The organism is Roseiflexus sp. RS-1, assembly GCF_000016665.1.
Lineage (GTDB): Bacteria > Chloroflexota > Chloroflexia > Chloroflexales > Roseiflexaceae > Roseiflexus.
Window position 1 is genome coordinate 1,110,912 of sequence record NC_009523.1, and the last position, 17,164, is coordinate 1,128,075.

A 17,164-nucleotide genomic window follows, 5' to 3' on the forward strand; every position below is an offset into this window, starting at 1 on the left:
CATCGCCGCACCCCGACGGGCAATAACGGCGCGTGCGGCGTCTCGTCGTTGCGCCTTGCCTGGATCGATGTGCACGAGATCGTCAACGCGCTGCGCTCCAAACATCGCACCGGCTGCCAATGGCGCCTGCTTCCGGCGGATGTTCCGCCAATGAGTTCGGTTCGCTCCTCTTTCGACACATGGAGTCGTGATGGAACCTTCGTCAACATCAATGATACGCTGCGTCAACCGGCGCGACACGCGCTGGATTGCAACCTGGCACCGTCTATCAGCGTCCTGGACTCCCAATCAACCACAACGACCGAAGCAGGAGGAGAACGCGGCGACGATGGGGGAAAAAAAGGTCAACGGGCGCAAACGGCAATTCTGGGTTGATACGAATGGGGCAGGCGCCCATTACCACATGCGAGCAAAACGAACCTGCCTTTCTGTTACAACCACAAATTGGTCTGTTAATTTCCATGCCGCGTGCTTCCTCGTACACGGAGAAAACTTCATGCTTCTGCGCGCGCGACCACTGTGCTACCGCTGGACCCGTGCATTCATCTACCAGGAAACGCATTTATGTTGGTTCCAACAACGGTACAAATGTGGTGTTTGCAAGAGACTTTGTGGCAAACAATAAACACGCTTGAATATCTTCGGGGGCTAGCCCTTGATATTCTTCAAGAATCTCTGCGGCTGTCGCCCCATGAGCCAGCAGATTAAGCACATATTCTACGGTCAAGCGTGTTCCCTTGATGACTGGCTTGCCAACCATAACTTTGGGATTGAGGGTAATACGCTCAAGAAGTTGTTGTTCCGTCATTCTTCCACCTCCTGCTTGTACCATACTACGAAATCCTGCGCTATCAATGTGCCTGCCTGACGGCCCGCAGTTGAGTTGCAAGTGGAGCAGGCGCAGCGAGCGGAGCGGGTCGGCTGGAAGCGCGTGTTGGGCGGCATGGCAAAGATTTGCTGATGCTTACGTGAGGAGCCGTTCATACTCGTCATGCGTGCCAATCCAAAACCATGTTACCGTATCACCTTTCAGTAAATCCAAGCGCTCTGTATCCCAAACCAATGCGCACTGAGTAAACAGGCTGGCTCTCTTTCACGCGTTTGAAGAAAAGGCTTGGATGGGCTGAATCCTCTCGCCACAACTTGTAGGCTTGCCGCGCCCGCTGGCGAATTTCTGGTGGTAAAGCCCAGTAATGTTGCCAGAATGATCGGGTAGTTTGTGATTTCATGGATGTTCGATGAATGCACCGTGTTCATCGAACATCGGCAATACTTTACCTTCACCGATCTCGGCTTCGACCGCCGCCACCAGTGCCGCCAACTTATCATCGTCGGTTGCTGCAAATTGCGTCTCCCATATCGCTTCATCCGTCACAATTTCCTCAAAGGTTTCTTCGGTAGGCAACGGATGTGTCTTGAGAAAGAGCGCGAACTGATAAAGTTGCACCGTGCGCGCCAGCGGCATGGTAGCAGCGATGTCCGCAATGGCCTTTATCAAATAGGCCTGGGTCTGTCGTATCTTTGTTTCCATATTTCTGCTCCACCTCAATTTTTAGCATAACTACTCTCTGCTGGACCAACGCGTTTCCATAAATGCCGCCCAACGGCCTGTGCTTCACCTGCGCCGCGAAGCGCAGTGGAGCGGAGCGGCGTCAGGTGCAAGCGCGGTTGGGCGGGTCTTTACCGGGGAGAGATCTCTGCTTCAATGATCTCTTTGATTGCCTGATGGAGTATAGGTATCTTGTTTGTCACAACATCCCAGACGATACCGTAATCAACCCCAAAGTAGCCATGGATCAATCGGTCACGCATACCAGCCATCGCTCGCCATTCCAGGTGACCGTACTTTTGCTTGAAGTCATCCGGTATCTTCTTTGACGCTTCACCAATGATCTCGAGACTACGCACGAACGCACGCTTCAACGTTTCATCGCACATAAATTGATCCCAGCTTAGCCCTTGCGCTCGATCCATCAAATATCCGGTCTCGTCCAAGATATGACGCACGTATTCAACTGTCGAGCGGGACATATTCAACCTCCCGCAGGATATGCGGACCAATGTAAGGACTCAGAGCCTCAGGTGTAACAAGTTCGACTCGCCGGGCAAACAACTCCTCCAGAAACACGGCAAGTTGTATAAAGTTGTCGAACGTCTTGCGACCCGATTCGAATTCCACCAGGACATCTATGTCGCTATTGCTATCCTGTTGCCGACGGACAAAAGAACCAAACAGGCCCAGCCTTCTGACGCCTAAGTTCCTGATTTGGCTCTGATGTTCCTGGATAAGGGATAGGATTTGCTCTTTCGTCTGTACACCCATTACAGATGCCTTTCTCGAAGCCAGGCACTACGGAATTAGTACTCGCTACCGCTATCCGCCTAACGGTATGCGCTTCAGCCGCCGCAAGCGAGCGCAGCGAGGCGAAGCCTGTCGGGTGCATGCGCTGGTTGAGCGCACATCTTGCTGGTTACCCAGGACGATTAATGCGCACCAGTCGTCCAGCTATTTGAGTTGAGCCATCAGCGCGGCGTGAACACGTTGTGCCAAAGCCGTAAAATCTGGATCATAAGGTACAGACAATGATACCTGCATGATCCGCATACGTTTGATGCAAACGAACGAAATGCTTACGATTGAGCGTTATCAGGATGCGCGCTTCTGCTCCAGCAAACGCCAGCACATCTTCATCGGGGACTGCCTGCCCCGCCCGACCGCTTTCATAGCTGGTTAGCACGTCATGTCCCGACCGTCGCAATTCCTCAACAGCCGGAAGAGGAAAATGCTCATTCATTCGGTATGCTCTCGACTCCAGGAAAAGCATCACCCAGATCACGCACGATCCATTGCAACACTTGCGCTTTTTCTGCGCGTGTAGTTTTGGCAAGAAGTTGTTCGATCTCTTGAAGGATTTTCATAAAGCTTTCCTCCATCTCTCGCTCCCGTACACATAGTATACCTGAAAGTGCGCCCAACGGCCTGCGCTTCAGCCGCCGCGAAGCGGTCGGCTGGAAGCGCATGTTGGGCGGCGCGTTCAGTGAAAGCGGAACGGTGCGGGTCTGGCCTTTGTTTTCCTATCACTTTTCTGCTGCTTCTCTTGTTAAGAATAAGTCTGCGGATACCGCAGAAGCATCAAGCAGTTCCCATTTCACAAGACGAGAGATAGCGTGGATAACGGATTTGTCTCCATCGATCACGATGCGTCGCCATTCAACAGTCCTACCGAGAGCTACATCGAATTTCAGCGTTTCGACTATCGGGAAGTTGGGGTAGATGTCGCTAGCAGATAACGTCCCGCGCCTTTCGAATACATGAACGTCACCCCACAGCTCGTCGCTCTCGATACCCCTATATTCATAACCCCCAATTGTAGCCGGGGAATTGATATTGTTGAGAAATTTGTGACTTAAGTGAGTGGTATTATTGAGCCACTCGTCGTAAGTTAACGTGGTGGTGAGGGCTTGCTGAGTACATTCCACTTTCTCCTCATAGCGTTGACACTCTTCCACTACCCCACCAGAACCTGTTCCAACTCGGCTCACTTCGACGCCCTCTTTAGGTTCGGTTTCGCGTGTGCGGTAGTAACGCTCGTATCTGAACCGATTGGGGTCATTCACATCAACCCAGTACCTGTCAATGCTGTCGATCGTCAGGTACGGACTTGGATATGGCGGAATGCCCTCAAGTTGAAAGTATTCATATTCATAATAAAGAAACTGCCCTGCCATTTTGCCTCCTTCATCTGAAGTAATTTGTGATGATGAGTCGCTAACAGTCGGCGTCAATTCAGCAATGCCGCTTGCTCTCTGTATCAATGGCGGAGAGCTGGTGGCATTAGGAGATAAAATCGTTGCTGGCGGGGTTATGGTGCACCCAACTAGTAGAAGGACATAGAGGGCTGTGTAAAGATTCCATCGCATTTGTCAGAACCTCCTATTTCAGCACGGACATCCACACTCACAGATGCCCATATTGCAGCAACACTCAGATGCAAAAACAACACTCGTTCTGAACCCATGTGCTATCTGAGCAAGTCCCGCACTCGCATTGGCAAGAGTCGGGTTGGATCTTGTGCCAACCTCCCCTTTGACCCGTACAAATGTTGTAGCATCGCCGCCAGTAATGATGCTTATGAGTGTAGTTTGGCGGGTTCGATGTGCAGCAGTTGGTAGGTGGATCATAATGTCGTTGATATTCGCATCGGCAACAGGCAAGAGCGCTGGCGCTTTTGGTAGATTGCAATAGAACCCCTGCAATGATGGCTACGATTATCTTGATGGCATCACGCCTGCTCAGAAATTGGCGACCTCATCAGTGTTGATAGCATTTGTTTTGGAGGAGATGAGTAACGTCCATAATGTGAGGCAGCAACCCAAAAGAGCAAACAAGAAGCTGCCAATGGTTACCCACGATAAAGGATCAAGGTAACTTAGATGCAAAAGTATCGATGCCGAAAAAAGCAATCCTGCGCGACCAATAGTTAGCCCAGTGATCCTTTCTTGGCTAGATGCTCCAAAGCAACCACATGGAGTATCTTTGTCTTGGAGAAAAGCAATAGTTAGCACAATTACGAACATCGCAAAAAGTGTAGCCGACGCGAGGGTGGCATAAGCCGCGCTGAAAGGGAAAAGCAATGCTATCGCAATGGTTATCTCCACCACTGGCAATGAAACCTTGATGAGAGGCGCAATCTCTTTTGGCAGAAAAGCGAACTTCCTGATAATCTGTTCAGTATAAACAAGGTCAGATATCTTAGCCACGCCAGCCATGAAGAGTATTACGGAAAGCATAACAGAAGTTCCAATGTTTATATATGCCATCATGTTTTCCAAAATCGATCTTCTCCTTCCTGTGAAAGATCGTTAAGTTGCCTCTGGCAAGCCTACTGCGACCGTGCCGCCCAACTTGTGCTTATCTCGACTCTCTGTTTTATCTTGCAAGACTCTCTATCTTATGCCATGCTGCAGCCACCGTTGACCGTAGACTCACCCCGTTCGACGCTATTATACAATGAACCCCCTGTCAAATGAGGCACAATCAGGGTGCAGGCATGAGTTGACAGAGACGTGAGCGCTCCGCCCGGAACAGGTACGATTTGGGTATCACAACAAGCCGTACCAGGAAGGCGGGCTGGCGTCCCCCTTTTGTCCGTGTGGGAGAAAGGGGTACGGGTGATGAGGGGCGACAGCGCGCCGAATGCAGAAAGTCGCTAATCTCTCTCAAGAAATCTACGCTTGAGAGGGGGTTCGGAGGGGCGCATCGCAGCGAGCAGCAAGATGGCGAAGAGACCAGAGTCGAAGCGATACGGGCAGGGTGCGTCGAGCGATGCCGTCCATCCCCGGACGTTCCCCGCCATATCGAGACATCCCCAGCAGGCGCAGGAGGAATTGGAGCAAGTCGAAGCGGCAGCTCTCACCAGATTACCGGTACCAGGCCAGCGCGTATGATGTCCTGATCACAGGTGAGCACACTGTCCACCGGGGTGACGTGGGTCAGCGCTGCACCGACAATCAGGGCATCGTGAATATCGAGTTCCATCGGCATAGCCCTGATGATTTCCAGGTCAATGGTCCGGATTACACATCGTCCATCAGCCTCGATCACGGTGAGAACACGCTCACGTGTTGCGTCCTGTGCACCGAGCCGGCGATCATTCGTCAGGCGCCAGACCAGTGCATGCGTGTCGAGAACATACGTTTTCACGGCACGTCCTCAGAAATCCGGTACCTGCCTGCCTGGATCTCCTCAAGGCTGATGTCGAGATCGCCCCACATGCCTTTCAAATCCTTCAACGTGAGGGCGCGGTCCTCAGGCGCAGCAGGCTCTGGCGCCAGAAACGTCACCAGGATCCTGGAGCGATTCCGCACAGGCGGTTTCTCCAACAGCCTGATCTGGATCACGACGTCGTACTGAACGCCAGGCGAAATCCGAGGAATTCGTTGCGCACGGTTGGCGCGAGGCGGAAACGGCAGGCGCAGCGCGCGAAGCCGCGTGGGTTGGCGAACGATCCGCCGCGCAGGATGCGTCGTCCGGGGGCGTTCGGATCTTCGCGCCCATCGTCGAAGCGATACGGGTAGGGTGCGTCGAGCGATGCCGTCCATTCCCAGACGTTCCCTGCCATGTCCAGGCATCCCCAGGGGCTTATGCCAGACGGATAGGCGCCAACCGGCGTGACGACGCCCGGACCACCGTCGCGGGTGTTGGCGCGGGTTGGATCCCATTCATCGCCCCACGGAAAGCGCCGCCCATCGCTGCCGCGTGCGGCATACTCCCACTCGGCTTCGGTTGGCAGGCGGTAGGGTGTTGCCATCAGGTTGCTGAGCCAGCGGCAGAAATGTTGCGCGTCTTCCCAACTCACATCGGTCACCGGGCAGTCGCGCAGGTGGTCGGGGGGTGTTGCGCCGCGCCAGATGAGTGGCGGACAGGCGCCTGCGTCGGCGACGTAGATGGCGTAGAGTGCGTTGGTGACCGGCGTACCCGCAATGGCGAACGGCGGGAGGCGGAGGCGATGCTGCGGCGACTCTTCGCGGTACGACTCGCGAGTTCCGCCATAGGTTTTCGCCAGTGCGCCGAGTTCGCGCTCCGGCGTTCCCATCAGGAATGGCTGCGATGGCGGGAAGACAAAATCGGGCAAGAGATCGGAGAGTTTCATAGGCGGCGATGGTGAGCGCCTGGGATGCCATAGTGCACAGGGCGCAACGGCAGATCGATCACACGATGTTCCAGACGCTGCCGTTTGGTGTTTTGACGATTTCGATCTGCACCGGAAACATATCCTTCAATTCCTGGATGTGGGTGATCACCAGAACGCGGCGGAAATCGTGCTGCACCGAGATGATCGCCTCGACCAGGCGCTCACGCCCGCGAGCGTCCTGCGATCCGAACCCCTCGTCGATGATCAGGGTTTCCAGGCGCGCGCCAGCGCGCCGTGCCAGCAACTTCGAGAGCGCGATCCGGATGGCGAAGTCGAGGCGAAACGCCTCGCCGCCGCTGTAGGCGTCGTACACGCGGGTGCCGAGCGCATCCGCGATTTTGATGTCGAGCGTCTCGGCGACCTCCCCTTTCTTCGTGTCGCGTTGTGTTTCAAAGGTCAGGTGGAGTTGATTGTCGGTCATACGGCTGAGCAGGCGGTTGGCTTCGCGTTCCAGTTCAGGAAGCGCGGTTTCGATCAGCATCGCCTGGATGCCTTTCTTGCCGAACGCCTGCGTCAGTTCATCGAACAACCCCTTGCGTTCGAGCAGCGCCTGGCGGTGCGCTTCGGCTTCGGCGAGTGCGCTGGTCGCTTCCTGTGCGCGGCGCAGATCCGCCTGGCGTTCGCCCAGGTCTTTCTGGCGCGCCATCACCTCATGGTTGAGTTCGTCGAGCCGGGCGGCAGCCTCGGCGCGTGCGCGCGCGGCTGGCGCCAGGTCGCACAGGCGTTCGTCGAGGGAACGCACCTCTTCCTCGTCGGCGGCGATCTGGGCGTCGAGTTGCCGGAGGCGCTCAGCCGCGCGCGCGAGTTCGTCGCGGTTTTCGGCAAGCCACTCTTCGGCGCGTTGCAGGCGTATGAGGTCTTCTTCCCAGTGAACCAGAGCCTGGACATCAGCCTGCGCCTGGTCATACCGCTCGCGGCTGTATCCCAGCGCTGCAATCTGCCGGTCGATGTCCGCAAGCGCGGCGCGCTCGGTGTGCGCGAAATCGCCCTGTGCGAGTTGGGCGCTCAACGCCGCGACGATCTGCTCCTGTTCGTGCAGCGCAGGGTCTTCGCTGTCGATCTGCTGAATCTCGCGCTGCAACCCGTCAATCTTCGCCTGCACGCTTGCCTGTTCTCGACTGCGGTCTTCGAGCGCGGCAACCTGGCGTTCGACTGCGGCAATCTCGCGTTCGAGCGCATCGACCGATCCCAGTGCGTTGATCTCGGCGTCGATGCGCTTCAGTTCCTCGCGCGCCGCCGGTTCGTAATCGTTCTTCAACAGGCGCAGCGCCACATCGTCGTGCAGGCGTTGCGCCTCGATCTGCTGCTGGCGGCAGACGTCACATTTTGCCAGTTCGCTTTCAAGGCGCGCAATGCGTCCCTGCACGTCGGGGAGGGTGTTGACACGCGCCTCGATGGTGCGAATGTCGTTGCGCAGACGTTTGAGGTGCGCTTCCAGGTGATCGGCTTCGCGTTTTGCAGCCGCATACTGCTGGCGCAGCGCCTGACGTTCGCGTTCGTACTCCGCCTGGATGTGCGCAATGCCATCGTGTCCCAGTTCGCTCTTGCAGAGCGGGCAAACTTTGAGATCGGGACCGAGCAGGCGCAGTTTCTCGTTGATCTGATCGCCCTGCTTTTTGACCGTTTCGCATTCGGCGCGGATGGCGCCGATCTTTTCGGCAAGGGCGCGCTCGTCGTCGCGCAGAGTATCGAGGTGGGCGGCTTCCTGTTCGAGGCGTGCCCGTTCCGCAGTCGCTTCGGCGAGTTCGGTGCGCCAGCGCGCTTCGTGCTTCAGTTGCTCCGCCAGCGTGCGGAGTGTGCGCTTCTGCTCTTCGCGCGTGGCGACCAGCGAGTCGTGTTTCAGTTTGATGTCGCTCTCCAGTTCGGTGCGGCGCCGCAACAGTTCGTTGACGCGCCGCAGACGTTCGGTCAGCGTGGCGCGACGGGTGCGGGCAGCGGAGAGCGCTTCTGCAATCGGGGGATGTTCTGCAAGTTGGGCAGCGAGGCGCTGAAGTTCCGCTGCCAGTTTCGGGCGACGGGCGGCGCGTTCGCGGAGGGTCTGAACCTGCGTTTCGGCAACGCGCAGATCGGAGCGGATGGCGTGTTCTGCATTGGCGAGCGCCTGCGCAAGCGCCGCGCGACGGCTCTGCAGATGGTCATACTCGTCGCGCAGGGCGGCGAGGCGATCACACTCCGCTTTGGCGGCGCGTAGCAGGCGAATGCCCTCCTCGATCTCGGCGCGACGCGCAATCCAGGACTCGGCGCGCTTTTGGGTTTCCATCTGCCGATCCAGCCATTGCGCCTGATCCTCGCGTTCCCTGCGGCGTCGCTGAGTCTGGGTGTGGAGATTGTCACGGATGGTACGGACCTGTTCGAGTTTCTGCACGCTGGCAGTCGCCTCTTCGAGCGCCAGTCGCGCCGCTTCGACACGCTTCATCGCATCGGCGACACGCTCTTCAGCAGTGTGCACCTCTTCCACCAGCAGGTCATAGCGTTCCGCCTGCCGGCGCAGTTCACCGATCTGTCCTTCGAGACCGCGAATCTGTCCTTCAGTGCTGCGCGCACGCTCTTTCGCCCGACCTTCCAGTTCCTCGTAGATGCTCAAACCGAGAATGTCCGCCAGCACCTGCTTGCGCTTTGCCGGCTCTTTGCGGGTAAACTCATCGGCGCGCCCCTGACGGAGGTAGGCGGAGTTGGCGAACATCTCGTAATCCATCCGCAACGTGCGGATGATCAACTGCTGCGTTTCACGAATGCCGCCGGGAGTGAGCGAGCGCCATTCGTTCCCATCGCGCACCTGGAAATCGAGCTGGCTCTGACCGCCGCGCTTCCCGCGAATGCGACGCCGGATGACCCGGTAATCCTGCCCATCGAGGGTGAACTCCAGTTCCACCATCATCTCAGTAGCGCCAAGCGCCACCAGGTCATCATCGCTCTTCAGGCGCGCCTCGCCCCACAGCGCCCATGTGATGGCGTCGAGCAGCGCCGATTTGCCGGCGCCATTTTCGCCTGCCAGGCACGCAATCGACATGCCATCGAACTCGAGCGGCGGCAGTCCTTCGCGGTAACACATAAAGTTTTGCAGTGCCAGTTTGCGCGGGATCATAGCCGTTTCACCCTGTTGTCGAACAGATGCGCGTACCAGTGTAGCCGAGGTCGGCGGTTGATGCAAGAGTGCATCGCGATCAGACGTTCAGTCGCTGAATCTGCCGGGCAATGGCAAGCACTTCCTGACGGTCGGGTGATCGGATGAGGTATGCATACGCGCCCATTGCTCGATGAAAGAGGTCGGGCATCGGTTGATGATGGACGATGCGATCACCGAACCGCGCCATGATCTCGGCGTGCGTGAGCGCATACGGTCGCAGGGGTTTGCGTCCGGCGTAGCACACGTGGTATGGGCGCTCCGGCGGCGCCTGCCAGGGTTGATGGAGCGCCACGTGCGCCCAGGCGTCGTAGAGGTCAATGTTGCTGGCATAGTTGAACATATCGATGCTCAGACCACCCGGCGGTCGCAGGTTGACCTCGAGCGCCACCAGTCGCCCTTCGGGAGTGCGGAAGAACTCAAAGTGAAAGAAACGTTCGCGCACGTCGAAGAGCGCCAGGATGCGCCGACCAGCCTGCTCGAGATCGGGAGGGATGTGCCGTTCGGTGAGGTAGAAAATGTCATCATCGTTGATGACGATCTCCATCACACCGTCGCTATACTGCATCGACGTGAAGAAGACCGGTTCGCCATACCGATCCGTCAGTCCGTCGAATGTCTGAATGACGCCGTGGACATACTCTTCGAGCAGATACCCCTCCGGCTTGCTCATCAGAAACGCCTCGAGTTCGGCGTCGTTGACGATTTTGAAGGTATGGTTCGCCCCAACGCCGATGTCCGGTTTGGCAACGACCGGATACCCCACCGAGGCGACGAAGGCGCGCGCACGGGCTGGCGAGTCGACCAGAATCCCGCGCGCGACATCCACCTGGGCGCGGGTAAAGAGGCGTTTCATCTCCGATTTACGCTTCATACGCGGTAGATCGGCGATCTTCGGTCCTTCGATATTGAAATCGGTGCGCAGGTGCGCCTCGGTTTCCAGCCAGTATTCGTTGAGCGAGTCGATGCGCTGGATTTTGCCGTAGCGGTGGGTAAAATAGCCGAGGGCGCGCAGCACTTCATCGTAGTTGTGCAGATCCGATACGCGGTAATACTCGGTCAGGGCTGCGCGCAGATCGGGGTGCAACAGTTCGTATGGCTCGTCGGCAATGCCGAGTACATTCGCTCCCAGGTTGCGCAGGCGGACGCAGAACAGACGCCAGTTTGGCGGAAAGTGCGGCGAGAGAAAGACAACGTTCATGGTTCACTTCAGAAATGCTGACACAGGTACTGCCCGCCTGTGAAGGCGCCGCAGTGAAGACATCGCGCTGCCAGAGCGGCGGCGCCAGAAACATCGCTACAGAGAGACACGTCTCGAAGCAGGGTGCATGATAGCAGAAGATCGGCGATGCGGGTACGGCTCCTGCAACTATGAGAGACCCAAAAGAGTGGCTGCGAGATGTTCTGACGGCTATCGCAGCCAGCGCTACAAGACCTACCACCCCAGACAGGCGCTGATCGTTTCAACGGCGCGCGTCACGCCCTGTTCGGCGCGGATCAGGCGCCCAAGCGCGGCGGCGCGCACCCGGATCGCGTCGTCTGTTGCGGCGACAAGCGCTGATGCCAGGCGGTCTGGCGTTGCGCGGCGACGTGGCAGCGGTGGCGGTCCTGCTCCCAGTGCGGCGACACGCCTCCCCCAGAAAAACTGGTCGATGCCGACCGGTATCGTTACGGTTGGGACACCGGCGCGCAAACTGGCGGCGGTCGCGCCAGCGCCGCCGTGGTGGACGGCGACGGCGACGTGCGGGAAGAGCAGATGGTGCGGCACATACGGCACAACCAGGATGTCGCGGCGACCGGTTACCAGGCGCACTGCTTCTGGTGCGCCAATCAGAATGCCACGCCGTTGTGCCAGGGTCAGCGCCGTTATCGCCAGAACAGCGTCGTCATGCGGTCGCCGCCCGCTCATGCTGCCAAAACCGATAGCAACTGGCGGATCGCCATTCGTCAGGAAGTCGGCAATTTCAGACGACAGGCGTTCGTTGGGATCGTCGAGAAACCAGTAGCCGGCAACGGTATGGTGCGGTGACCAGTCATCGGGCGTCGGCACAACGTTGGGACTGAAGCCGTAGATGAACGGTGCGCGCGACTGCCGCGCCTGCGCGAAGGGGTCGAGCGGCGCGTGGCGCGGACCGGGCGCGCGCAATTGCCATCGGCGCAGCACAGTGCGCCACGGGAGCCACGTGGTCAGTTCGACGATGGAATAACTCAGGCGCGCCAGACGATGGTGTATGGGCAACAGTGGCGACGAAAAGCGTGCAGTGGACGTGATCGGTTGCAGCGGCGCCCAGATGCACGGCAGTTCGAGTGCGGTGGCGATCAGTTGCCCCCAGCAACTTGCCAGCGACACGATCAACGCATCACTTTCGCGGCACGCTTCGGTTGCCGAATCGATCATGCGCGCATACACTGCCTGTGCCCGGCAAATGTACCGCAGCGTCGCAGCAGCGCCGCGCAGCGCCCCCCGATCGAGAGTCAGCGCCGCATCGTCGGAGCGGAGCAGATCGCTGGGATTGCCTTCGACGCACCTCCACAGCAGACCGTGCGCCTGAGCGAGTGGCGCATAGTGCGCGTGAGTCGCCACTCGAACGACATAACCGGCGTTACGCAACCCGACGCCGAGCGCAACCAGCGGTCGGACATCGCCCAGCGTCCCGCTCACCAGGAGCGTGATCGTCCGGCGCATATCGCGCCCTTATTCCTCATTCGTCGGTTCAGGCGTCCAGCCTTCGGGTTTCGCTTCGCCTTCGCCAAAGAAGAAGATTTCCGCCTGCTGCATCATCAACTCAGTTGCACGGGGATCGACCATGCTCAACCCATAGTGGTTGATAATCAACAATGCCTGATCCATCCACATATTCCATGCCTGTTGCGACACATTTTCGTAAATGCGCTTTCCCAGCTCACCGGGATAGGGAGGGCGGGGCAAACCTGGCAGTTCACGCCCGAGTTTGACGCATTTGACCATTCGTGGTGCGCTCATGATTGTCTCCAGTTGGCAAATCGTTACGACGCGTAATTCACCTTTCTCTGCGGTAGTATACTACCACATGGTATGCTCACCCACACGGTGGTGAAATCCGGGTGAAGGAGCGGTTGGAGAGAACATCATGGATATTGCTATTCCACGGTCCCACGCACCCGACGAACACCGGGTCGCGCTGACGCCGGCTGGCGTTCACTCGCTGATCGTCGCCGGGCACACTGTGTTTGTCGAAAGCGGCGCTGGCGATAGCGCAGGATTCACCGACGCATCGTACAGTGCAGTTGGAGCGCATATCGCCTACGGTCCCGAAGAGATCTATGCGCGCGGCGATCTGTTGTTGACCGTTGATGGCGTGCCTGATCATGCCCTGCCGATGGTGCGTTCCGGGCAGATCGTGTGCGGTTTCCTGCATCTATCGGTCATGCCGCGCCGGATTATCGACAGTCTGGCGGCGGCTGGCGCTTCAACGCTGAGTTACGAGGCGATCCGGCGCGACGATGGCATTGCACCGGTACTCCTGCCGATGAGCGAGATATGCGGGCGCCTGATGCCGCAACTGGCGGCGCATCTGCTGGAAACGCCGAGCGGCGGGCGCGGCACGCTGCTGGCGCCGGTCCCCGGCGTGCCGTCAGCGGAGGTGGTCATTCTGGGCGCCGGTCGGGTTGGCGGTAATGCCGCATACGGTTTCAGTTCGTGGGGTGTGCAGACGACAGTGCTCGACCAGGATATGGAACGGCTGCGCGCGGTCGAGCAGATCTGTCGCGGGCACGTCACGACGCGGCTGGCGACCGAGAGCGCGCTGGCGCATGTGTTGCCTTTTGCCGATGTGGTTGTTGGAGCCGTGAAGACGCCGTATGGTCGTGCGCCAAAACTGGTGAGCGCCGCGATGGTGGCGACGATGAAGCCACGCAGCGTCATTATCGACGTGGCGATTGATGAAGGTGGATGTATCGAGACCAGCCGCCCAACCACGCATAGCAACCCCACCTATCTGGCGTCGGGAGTTTTGCACTATGCCGTGCCGAACATTCCGAGCGCCGTGGCGCGCACCGCATCACACGCTCTGAATAATGCGTTGCTGCCCTTCGTGCTGCGCATTGCAGCGCAGGGGCTGGAACAGGCGGCAGAGCAGGAGCGTTCAATCGCGCGCGGTATCGGTCTTTACCACGGGCAGCCGTATACCACGCGCATCGAGCAGGCGCTTGAGCATTCGTAAAAATCCGTAGTTTGTCGAGCGTTGCCAGCGCTGAAAGGTTTGTTGTGTTTATTGACCGGGTACAATTTCGAGGGGGCGCCAGCAGACGGCGATCAGTGCGTGACGTGCGCAGGCATTCCTGGCGTTCTGGCAATTGCGACGTTCTATGAGATATTGTCAACGCCACGAGGCGTAACTCTCCCATCTATCATGAGCGGGAGGGTTGTTCTTTGCCGGGTATGCAACCAGAATGCGGAGATTGTGTTATGCCACGCACGCTGACGACAGGAACACGTGAAATGACCGCCGAAGAGGCAGTGGAGTTGATAGAATCGAACCATCGCGTCTACATTGGCGGGGGATGCGGCGTCCCTCTGCCGCTGCTCCAGGCGCTCGTTGCGCGCGCTTCCGAGTTGCGCAATGTCGAGATCATTCACATGCTGACAGCGGGGGAGGACCCGACGACGGCGCCGGATCTGGCGGCGTCATTTCGCCATAATGCGCTCTTCATCGGGCACAACACCCGGCGCGCTGTGAACGAAGGGCGCGCCGATTTTACGCCGATATTCCTGAGCGAGATCCCGAAGTTGTTTCGGAAAGGCATTCTGCCGCTCGATGTCGCCATGATCCAGGTATCGCCGCCTGATCGCCACGGTTTTTGCTCGCTGGGAGTGGAGGTGGGATGCACCCTGCCGGCGGCGCGAACGGCACGGATCGTGATTGCAGAAGTCAATGCCCGTATGCCGCGCACCCTTGGCGATAGTTTCATTCACGTCTCGCGTCTGACGGCGATGGTCGAGAGCGATCGCCCGCTGCTGGAACTGCCGCAGGGTGAGACGAACGGCGTTGCGCAGGCGATTGGTCGCCATATTGCGGAACTGATCCCGGATGGCGCAACGCTGCAACTTGGCATCGGCGCCATTCCAGACGCCGTGCTTTCGAACCTGCGCGGCAAACGGCACCTGGGCATTCACACCGAACTGTTCTCTGACGGAGTGATCGACCTGGTCGAATCTGGAGTCATCGATGGTGAACTGAAAACCATTCACCAGGGAAAGGTGGTCGCTGGCTTCATCCTCGGCAGTCAACGCTGTTTCGACTGGGCGCACAACAACGCAATGGTGGAAATGCACCCGACGGACTATGTGAACGATCCATTCGTCATTGCGCAGCACAAGAACATGGTTGCCGTGAATTCGGCGTTGCAGGTCGATCTGACCGGTCAGGTCTGCGCTGACAGCATCGGGACGCGCCTGTACAGCGGGGTTGGCGGGCAACTCGACTTTATTCGCGGCGCGTCACGCTCGGAAGGTGGCATCCCGATCATTGCCATTTCATCAACGGCGCGTGATGGCACGATTTCGCGCATTGTGCCGACGCTCGATCCTGGCGCTGGCGTGGTCACCACGCGCTATGATGTGCACTTTGTGGTGACCGAGTATGGTGTGGCGGACCTGTACGGGCGCACCCTGGCGCAACGCGCACGCGCGCTGATCAATGTTGCCCATCCTGCATTTCGTGATCAATTGACCGAAGCAGCGAAGAAACTGCACTATATCTGACGTCTACTCGCTTGCACGCACCAGAATGAGCGGCGTGGTCGTCGCGTGCAGCACTTTATCCGCCACGCTGCCGAGCGCCCAGCGGCGCAGCCCGCTGTACCCGTGCGTTGCCATCACAATCAGGTCAACGTCCATCTCACGCGCTTCATCAATAATAACTTCAGCAGGATAGCCGATAATGGCGCGGGTGAGAACGCGCGGCGCCTCGGCGCGCAGGGATGCCGCTTCGGCTTTCAACTCATCCAGAGCGTACTCGTGGAGGGCGTTCAGGGTTTCACTGTTCTCGACAAGTGGACGCCCCAGCACCGGCGCGCCGATATACGCCTCGATCATGGGCACAACGGCGCGAAGCAGGATAAGTTCGGCGTGCGCGGCACGTGCAATTTTGCTTGCGAGCGGCAGCGCCTGCCGCGACAGCCCGGAGCCGTCGAGCGGTGTGAGAATGCGGCGCGGCGGTTGCACAACTGGCTGCGCCTGACCGCGCACCAGGAGCACCGGCGCATCGGTGGCGTGAATAACTTTATCGGCGACACTGCCGAGCGCCCAGCGGCGCAAACCGCTGTACCCGTGGGTTGCCATCGCAATCAGTGCGCCGGGCATGTGCGCGGCTGCAACTTCGACGATCGTTTCCGCCGGTGAACCGGTACGTACTTCGCTGGTGACCTCAATCCCAGCGCTGCGCAGCGTCTGCGCCTGAGCATCGAGATATGCCTGCGCCTGCTGGTGCAGTTCCTCCATCACTGCGTCGTGATCAGCACGACGCACCGCTTCGCTCTCCGGAACGCCATACACCGCGATCAACACCTGCGCCCACGACTCGCTGCCGCCAGCGGGAGTCTCCGGAACGATGCGCAACAGATGAACGTGCGCGTCCAGAAGCGGCGCCAGCGTGCGTACATATGGCATCACCTGAGCAGCCAGTTCGGAACCATCGAGTGGTACAACTATGGTATGCATTGTCTTCCTCCTCCTTGAGGCGCACCTGTATGCAGCATAGCATATCACATACCGCTCATCGGAATGGAATATTTACCCCACGTGGCGTCCTTACAACGCGGTGATACGATGTTGTGATACCTTTACGCATTGTACTGGCATCTTTCCTGCACCTATCCGTTAAGATCGCGTATAGTGAAGATGTACGTATCAGCCCTGATCGCACTCAATGGAGAGGTGATCGCAATGTTCCGCAACATTCTTGTCGCTGTTGACGGCTCACCCTTGTCGTCGCGGGCAATCGACGTAGCAGTCGATATTGCAAGGCATTACAACGCAAAACTGTGTCTGCTCCATGCATTCCCGCACGTTTCCGATCTTCTTGGGACACCCGAATACGAACGCCTGCTCGAAACGCGCATGCTGATCGGTCAGTCGCTGATCGAGGCTGCGCGCACCCAGGTGGGCGATCAGGTGGAGGTTGATGTGCAGTTGCTGGAAGGACCGCCCGCACAGGCGATCCTGCGCGTCGCGGAGGAGGAGAACTTCGATCTTATCGTGATGGGATCACGCGGGCACAGTCCGCTCGTTGGTCTGCTCCTGGGCAGCGTGAGCAGCACCGTCGCGCAGCGGGCGCGCTGTCCGGTCTTGATTGTTCACTAGATG

General features: G+C 58.5%; 19 protein-coding genes and 2 pseudogenes. 4 read left to right on the plus strand and 17 right to left on the minus strand.

The genetic code is table 11. The features are described 5' to 3' along the window. Nucleotides 1–9 precede the first annotated feature (9 nt). Nucleotides 10–385: pseudogene (locus ROSERS_RS04645) on the plus strand (transposase); the annotation flags it as partial. Between the two features lie 72 nt (nucleotides 386–457). Here the strand turns inward: ROSERS_RS04645 and ROSERS_RS27310 are convergent. The 16 genes and pseudogenes from ROSERS_RS27310 to ROSERS_RS04715 form a co-directional block, all read right to left on the minus strand. Then, a pseudogene (locus ROSERS_RS27310) lies at nucleotides 458–562 on the minus strand (DUF5615 family PIN-like protein); the annotation flags it as partial. Continuing rightward, nucleotides 563–808, minus strand: coding sequence for a DUF433 domain-containing protein (locus tag ROSERS_RS04650; protein WP_011955658.1), 246 nt, complete (start codon nucleotides 806–808; stop codon nucleotides 563–565). Between the two features lie 214 nt (nucleotides 809–1,022). Further along, entirely contained in the window at nucleotides 1,023–1,229 is a 207-nt protein-coding gene (locus ROSERS_RS27315) for a ParE family toxin-like protein (RefSeq protein WP_011955659.1), read from the minus strand. Continuing rightward, nucleotides 1,226–1,531, minus strand: a complete 306-nt coding sequence (locus ROSERS_RS04655) for a hypothetical protein (protein WP_011955660.1) — start codon at nucleotides 1,529–1,531, stop codon at nucleotides 1,226–1,228. Before ROSERS_RS04655 ends, ROSERS_RS27315 begins: the two co-directional genes overlap by 4 nt. Before the next feature lie 149 nt (nucleotides 1,532–1,680). Beyond that, a complete protein-coding gene (locus ROSERS_RS04660) occupies nucleotides 1,681–2,031 on the minus strand; it encodes a HepT-like ribonuclease domain-containing protein (RefSeq protein WP_011955661.1) in 351 nt (116 codons plus the stop codon). Continuing rightward, nucleotides 2,012–2,323: a nucleotidyltransferase family protein gene (locus tag ROSERS_RS04665; RefSeq protein ID WP_011955662.1), complete on the minus strand. Its 312-nt coding sequence runs from the start codon at nucleotides 2,321–2,323 to the stop codon at nucleotides 2,012–2,014. Before ROSERS_RS04665 ends, ROSERS_RS04660 begins: the two co-directional genes overlap by 20 nt. 244 nt (nucleotides 2,324–2,567) lie before the next feature. After that, nucleotides 2,568–2,795, minus strand: a complete 228-nt coding sequence (locus ROSERS_RS23950) for a DUF5615 family PIN-like protein (protein WP_049767468.1) — start codon at nucleotides 2,793–2,795, stop codon at nucleotides 2,568–2,570. After that, a complete protein-coding gene (locus ROSERS_RS26395) occupies nucleotides 2,788–2,934 on the minus strand; it encodes a hypothetical protein (protein WP_198136358.1) in 147 nt (48 codons plus the stop codon). The genes ROSERS_RS23950 and ROSERS_RS26395 overlap by 8 nt, the downstream gene beginning before the upstream one ends. Before the next feature lie 144 nt (nucleotides 2,935–3,078). Beyond that, nucleotides 3,079–3,921: a hypothetical protein gene (locus ROSERS_RS04675; protein ID WP_157040972.1), complete on the minus strand. Its 843-nt coding sequence runs from the start codon at nucleotides 3,919–3,921 to the stop codon at nucleotides 3,079–3,081. Between the two features lie 372 nt (nucleotides 3,922–4,293). Then, a complete protein-coding gene (locus tag ROSERS_RS04680; RefSeq protein ID WP_041333038.1) occupies nucleotides 4,294–4,824 on the minus strand; it encodes a MauE/DoxX family redox-associated membrane protein in 531 nt (176 codons plus the stop codon). Between the two features lie 589 nt (nucleotides 4,825–5,413). After that, a complete protein-coding gene (locus ROSERS_RS04685) occupies nucleotides 5,414–5,704 on the minus strand; it encodes a hypothetical protein (RefSeq protein WP_011955665.1) in 291 nt (96 codons plus the stop codon). Nucleotides 5,705–5,897: 193 nt separating this feature from the next. Beyond that, complete coding sequence (locus ROSERS_RS04695; protein WP_011955666.1) at nucleotides 5,898–6,653, minus strand: formylglycine-generating enzyme family protein; 756 nt, start codon at nucleotides 6,651–6,653, stop codon at nucleotides 5,898–5,900. A 58-nt stretch (nucleotides 6,654–6,711) separates the two neighbouring features. Further along, nucleotides 6,712–9,780 carry an AAA family ATPase gene (locus ROSERS_RS04700; protein ID WP_011955667.1) on the minus strand — a complete coding sequence of 1,023 codons (3,069 nt, stop codon included), beginning with the start codon at nucleotides 9,778–9,780 and terminating at the stop codon, nucleotides 6,712–6,714. A 79-nt stretch (nucleotides 9,781–9,859) separates the two neighbouring features. Continuing rightward, the gene (locus ROSERS_RS04705; RefSeq protein WP_011955668.1) at nucleotides 9,860–11,020 is read right to left on the minus strand and encodes an ATP-grasp domain-containing protein; all 1,161 of its coding nucleotides are present in this window, start codon (nucleotides 11,018–11,020) and stop codon (nucleotides 9,860–9,862) included. Nucleotides 11,021–11,254: 234 nt separating this feature from the next. Continuing rightward, the gene (locus ROSERS_RS04710) at nucleotides 11,255–12,505 is read right to left on the minus strand and encodes a glycosyltransferase (protein WP_011955669.1); all 1,251 of its coding nucleotides are present in this window, start codon (nucleotides 12,503–12,505) and stop codon (nucleotides 11,255–11,257) included. A 9-nt stretch (nucleotides 12,506–12,514) separates the two neighbouring features. Further along, a complete protein-coding gene (locus tag ROSERS_RS04715) occupies nucleotides 12,515–12,802 on the minus strand; it encodes an oxidative damage protection protein (RefSeq protein WP_011955670.1) in 288 nt (95 codons plus the stop codon). 127 nt (nucleotides 12,803–12,929) lie between these two features. Here ROSERS_RS04715 and ROSERS_RS04720 point away from each other — a divergent pair, with 127 nt between their 5' ends. Both ROSERS_RS04720 and ROSERS_RS04725 read left to right on the plus strand, forming a co-directional pair. Then, the gene (locus ROSERS_RS04720; RefSeq protein ID WP_011955671.1) at nucleotides 12,930–14,021 is read left to right on the plus strand and encodes an alanine dehydrogenase; all 1,092 of its coding nucleotides are present in this window, start codon (nucleotides 12,930–12,932) and stop codon (nucleotides 14,019–14,021) included. 245 nt (nucleotides 14,022–14,266) lie between these two features. Further along, nucleotides 14,267–15,562 (plus strand): acetyl-CoA hydrolase/transferase family protein, encoded by a 1,296-nt coding sequence (locus ROSERS_RS04725; protein WP_011955673.1) that lies wholly within the window; start codon nucleotides 14,267–14,269, stop codon nucleotides 15,560–15,562. Between the two features lie 3 nt (nucleotides 15,563–15,565). On the opposite strand, the gene ROSERS_RS04730 is transcribed toward ROSERS_RS04725, so the two are convergent. Continuing rightward, complete coding sequence (locus ROSERS_RS04730) at nucleotides 15,566–16,519, minus strand: universal stress protein (protein ID WP_011955674.1); 954 nt, start codon at nucleotides 16,517–16,519, stop codon at nucleotides 15,566–15,568. 225 nt (nucleotides 16,520–16,744) lie between these two features. Between ROSERS_RS04730 and ROSERS_RS04735 the strand changes: the two genes are divergently transcribed. Next, nucleotides 16,745–17,161 (plus strand): universal stress protein, encoded by a 417-nt coding sequence (locus tag ROSERS_RS04735; RefSeq protein ID WP_011955675.1) that lies wholly within the window; start codon nucleotides 16,745–16,747, stop codon nucleotides 17,159–17,161. Nucleotides 17,162–17,164 lie beyond the last annotated feature (3 nt).

Excerpts from the sequence above, each read along its gene's own strand:
- ROSERS_RS04650 (WP_011955658.1), bottom strand. The coding sequence starts at position 808 with ATGACGGAACAACAACTTCTTGAGCGTATTACCCTCAATCCCAAAGTT.
- ROSERS_RS27315 (WP_011955659.1), bottom strand. The coding sequence starts at position 1,229 with ATGAAATCACAAACTACCCGATCATTCTGGCAACATTACTGGGCTTTA.
- ROSERS_RS04655 (WP_011955660.1), bottom strand. The coding sequence starts at position 1,531 with ATGGAAACAAAGATACGACAGACCCAGGCCTATTTGATAAAGGCCATT.
- ROSERS_RS04660 (WP_011955661.1), bottom strand. The coding sequence starts at position 2,031 with ATGTCCCGCTCGACAGTTGAATACGTGCGTCATATCTTGGACGAGACC.
- ROSERS_RS04665 (WP_011955662.1), bottom strand. The coding sequence starts at position 2,323 with ATGGGTGTACAGACGAAAGAGCAAATCCTATCCCTTATCCAGGAACAT.
- ROSERS_RS23950 (WP_049767468.1), bottom strand. The coding sequence starts at position 2,795 with ATGAATGAGCATTTTCCTCTTCCGGCTGTTGAGGAATTGCGACGGTCG.
- ROSERS_RS26395 (WP_198136358.1), bottom strand. The coding sequence starts at position 2,934 with ATGGAGGAAAGCTTTATGAAAATCCTTCAAGAGATCGAACAACTTCTT.
- ROSERS_RS04675 (WP_157040972.1), bottom strand. The coding sequence starts at position 3,921 with ATGCGATGGAATCTTTACACAGCCCTCTATGTCCTTCTACTAGTTGGG.
- ROSERS_RS04680 (WP_041333038.1), bottom strand. The coding sequence starts at position 4,824 with ATGATGGCATATATAAACATTGGAACTTCTGTTATGCTTTCCGTAATA.
- ROSERS_RS04695 (WP_011955666.1), bottom strand. The coding sequence starts at position 6,653 with ATGAAACTCTCCGATCTCTTGCCCGATTTTGTCTTCCCGCCATCGCAG.
- ROSERS_RS04700 (WP_011955667.1), bottom strand. The coding sequence starts at position 9,780 with ATGATCCCGCGCAAACTGGCACTGCAAAACTTTATGTGTTACCGCGAA.
- ROSERS_RS04705 (WP_011955668.1), bottom strand. The coding sequence starts at position 11,020 with ATGAACGTTGTCTTTCTCTCGCCGCACTTTCCGCCAAACTGGCGTCTG.
- ROSERS_RS04710 (WP_011955669.1), bottom strand. The coding sequence starts at position 12,505 with ATGCGCCGGACGATCACGCTCCTGGTGAGCGGGACGCTGGGCGATGTC.
- ROSERS_RS04715 (WP_011955670.1), bottom strand. The coding sequence starts at position 12,802 with ATGAGCGCACCACGAATGGTCAAATGCGTCAAACTCGGGCGTGAACTG.
- ROSERS_RS04720 (WP_011955671.1), top strand. The coding sequence starts at position 12,930 with ATGGATATTGCTATTCCACGGTCCCACGCACCCGACGAACACCGGGTC.
- ROSERS_RS04725 (WP_011955673.1), top strand. The coding sequence starts at position 14,267 with ATGCCACGCACGCTGACGACAGGAACACGTGAAATGACCGCCGAAGAG.
- ROSERS_RS04730 (WP_011955674.1), bottom strand. The coding sequence starts at position 16,519 with ATGCATACCATAGTTGTACCACTCGATGGTTCCGAACTGGCTGCTCAG.
- ROSERS_RS04735 (WP_011955675.1), top strand. The coding sequence starts at position 16,745 with ATGTTCCGCAACATTCTTGTCGCTGTTGACGGCTCACCCTTGTCGTCG.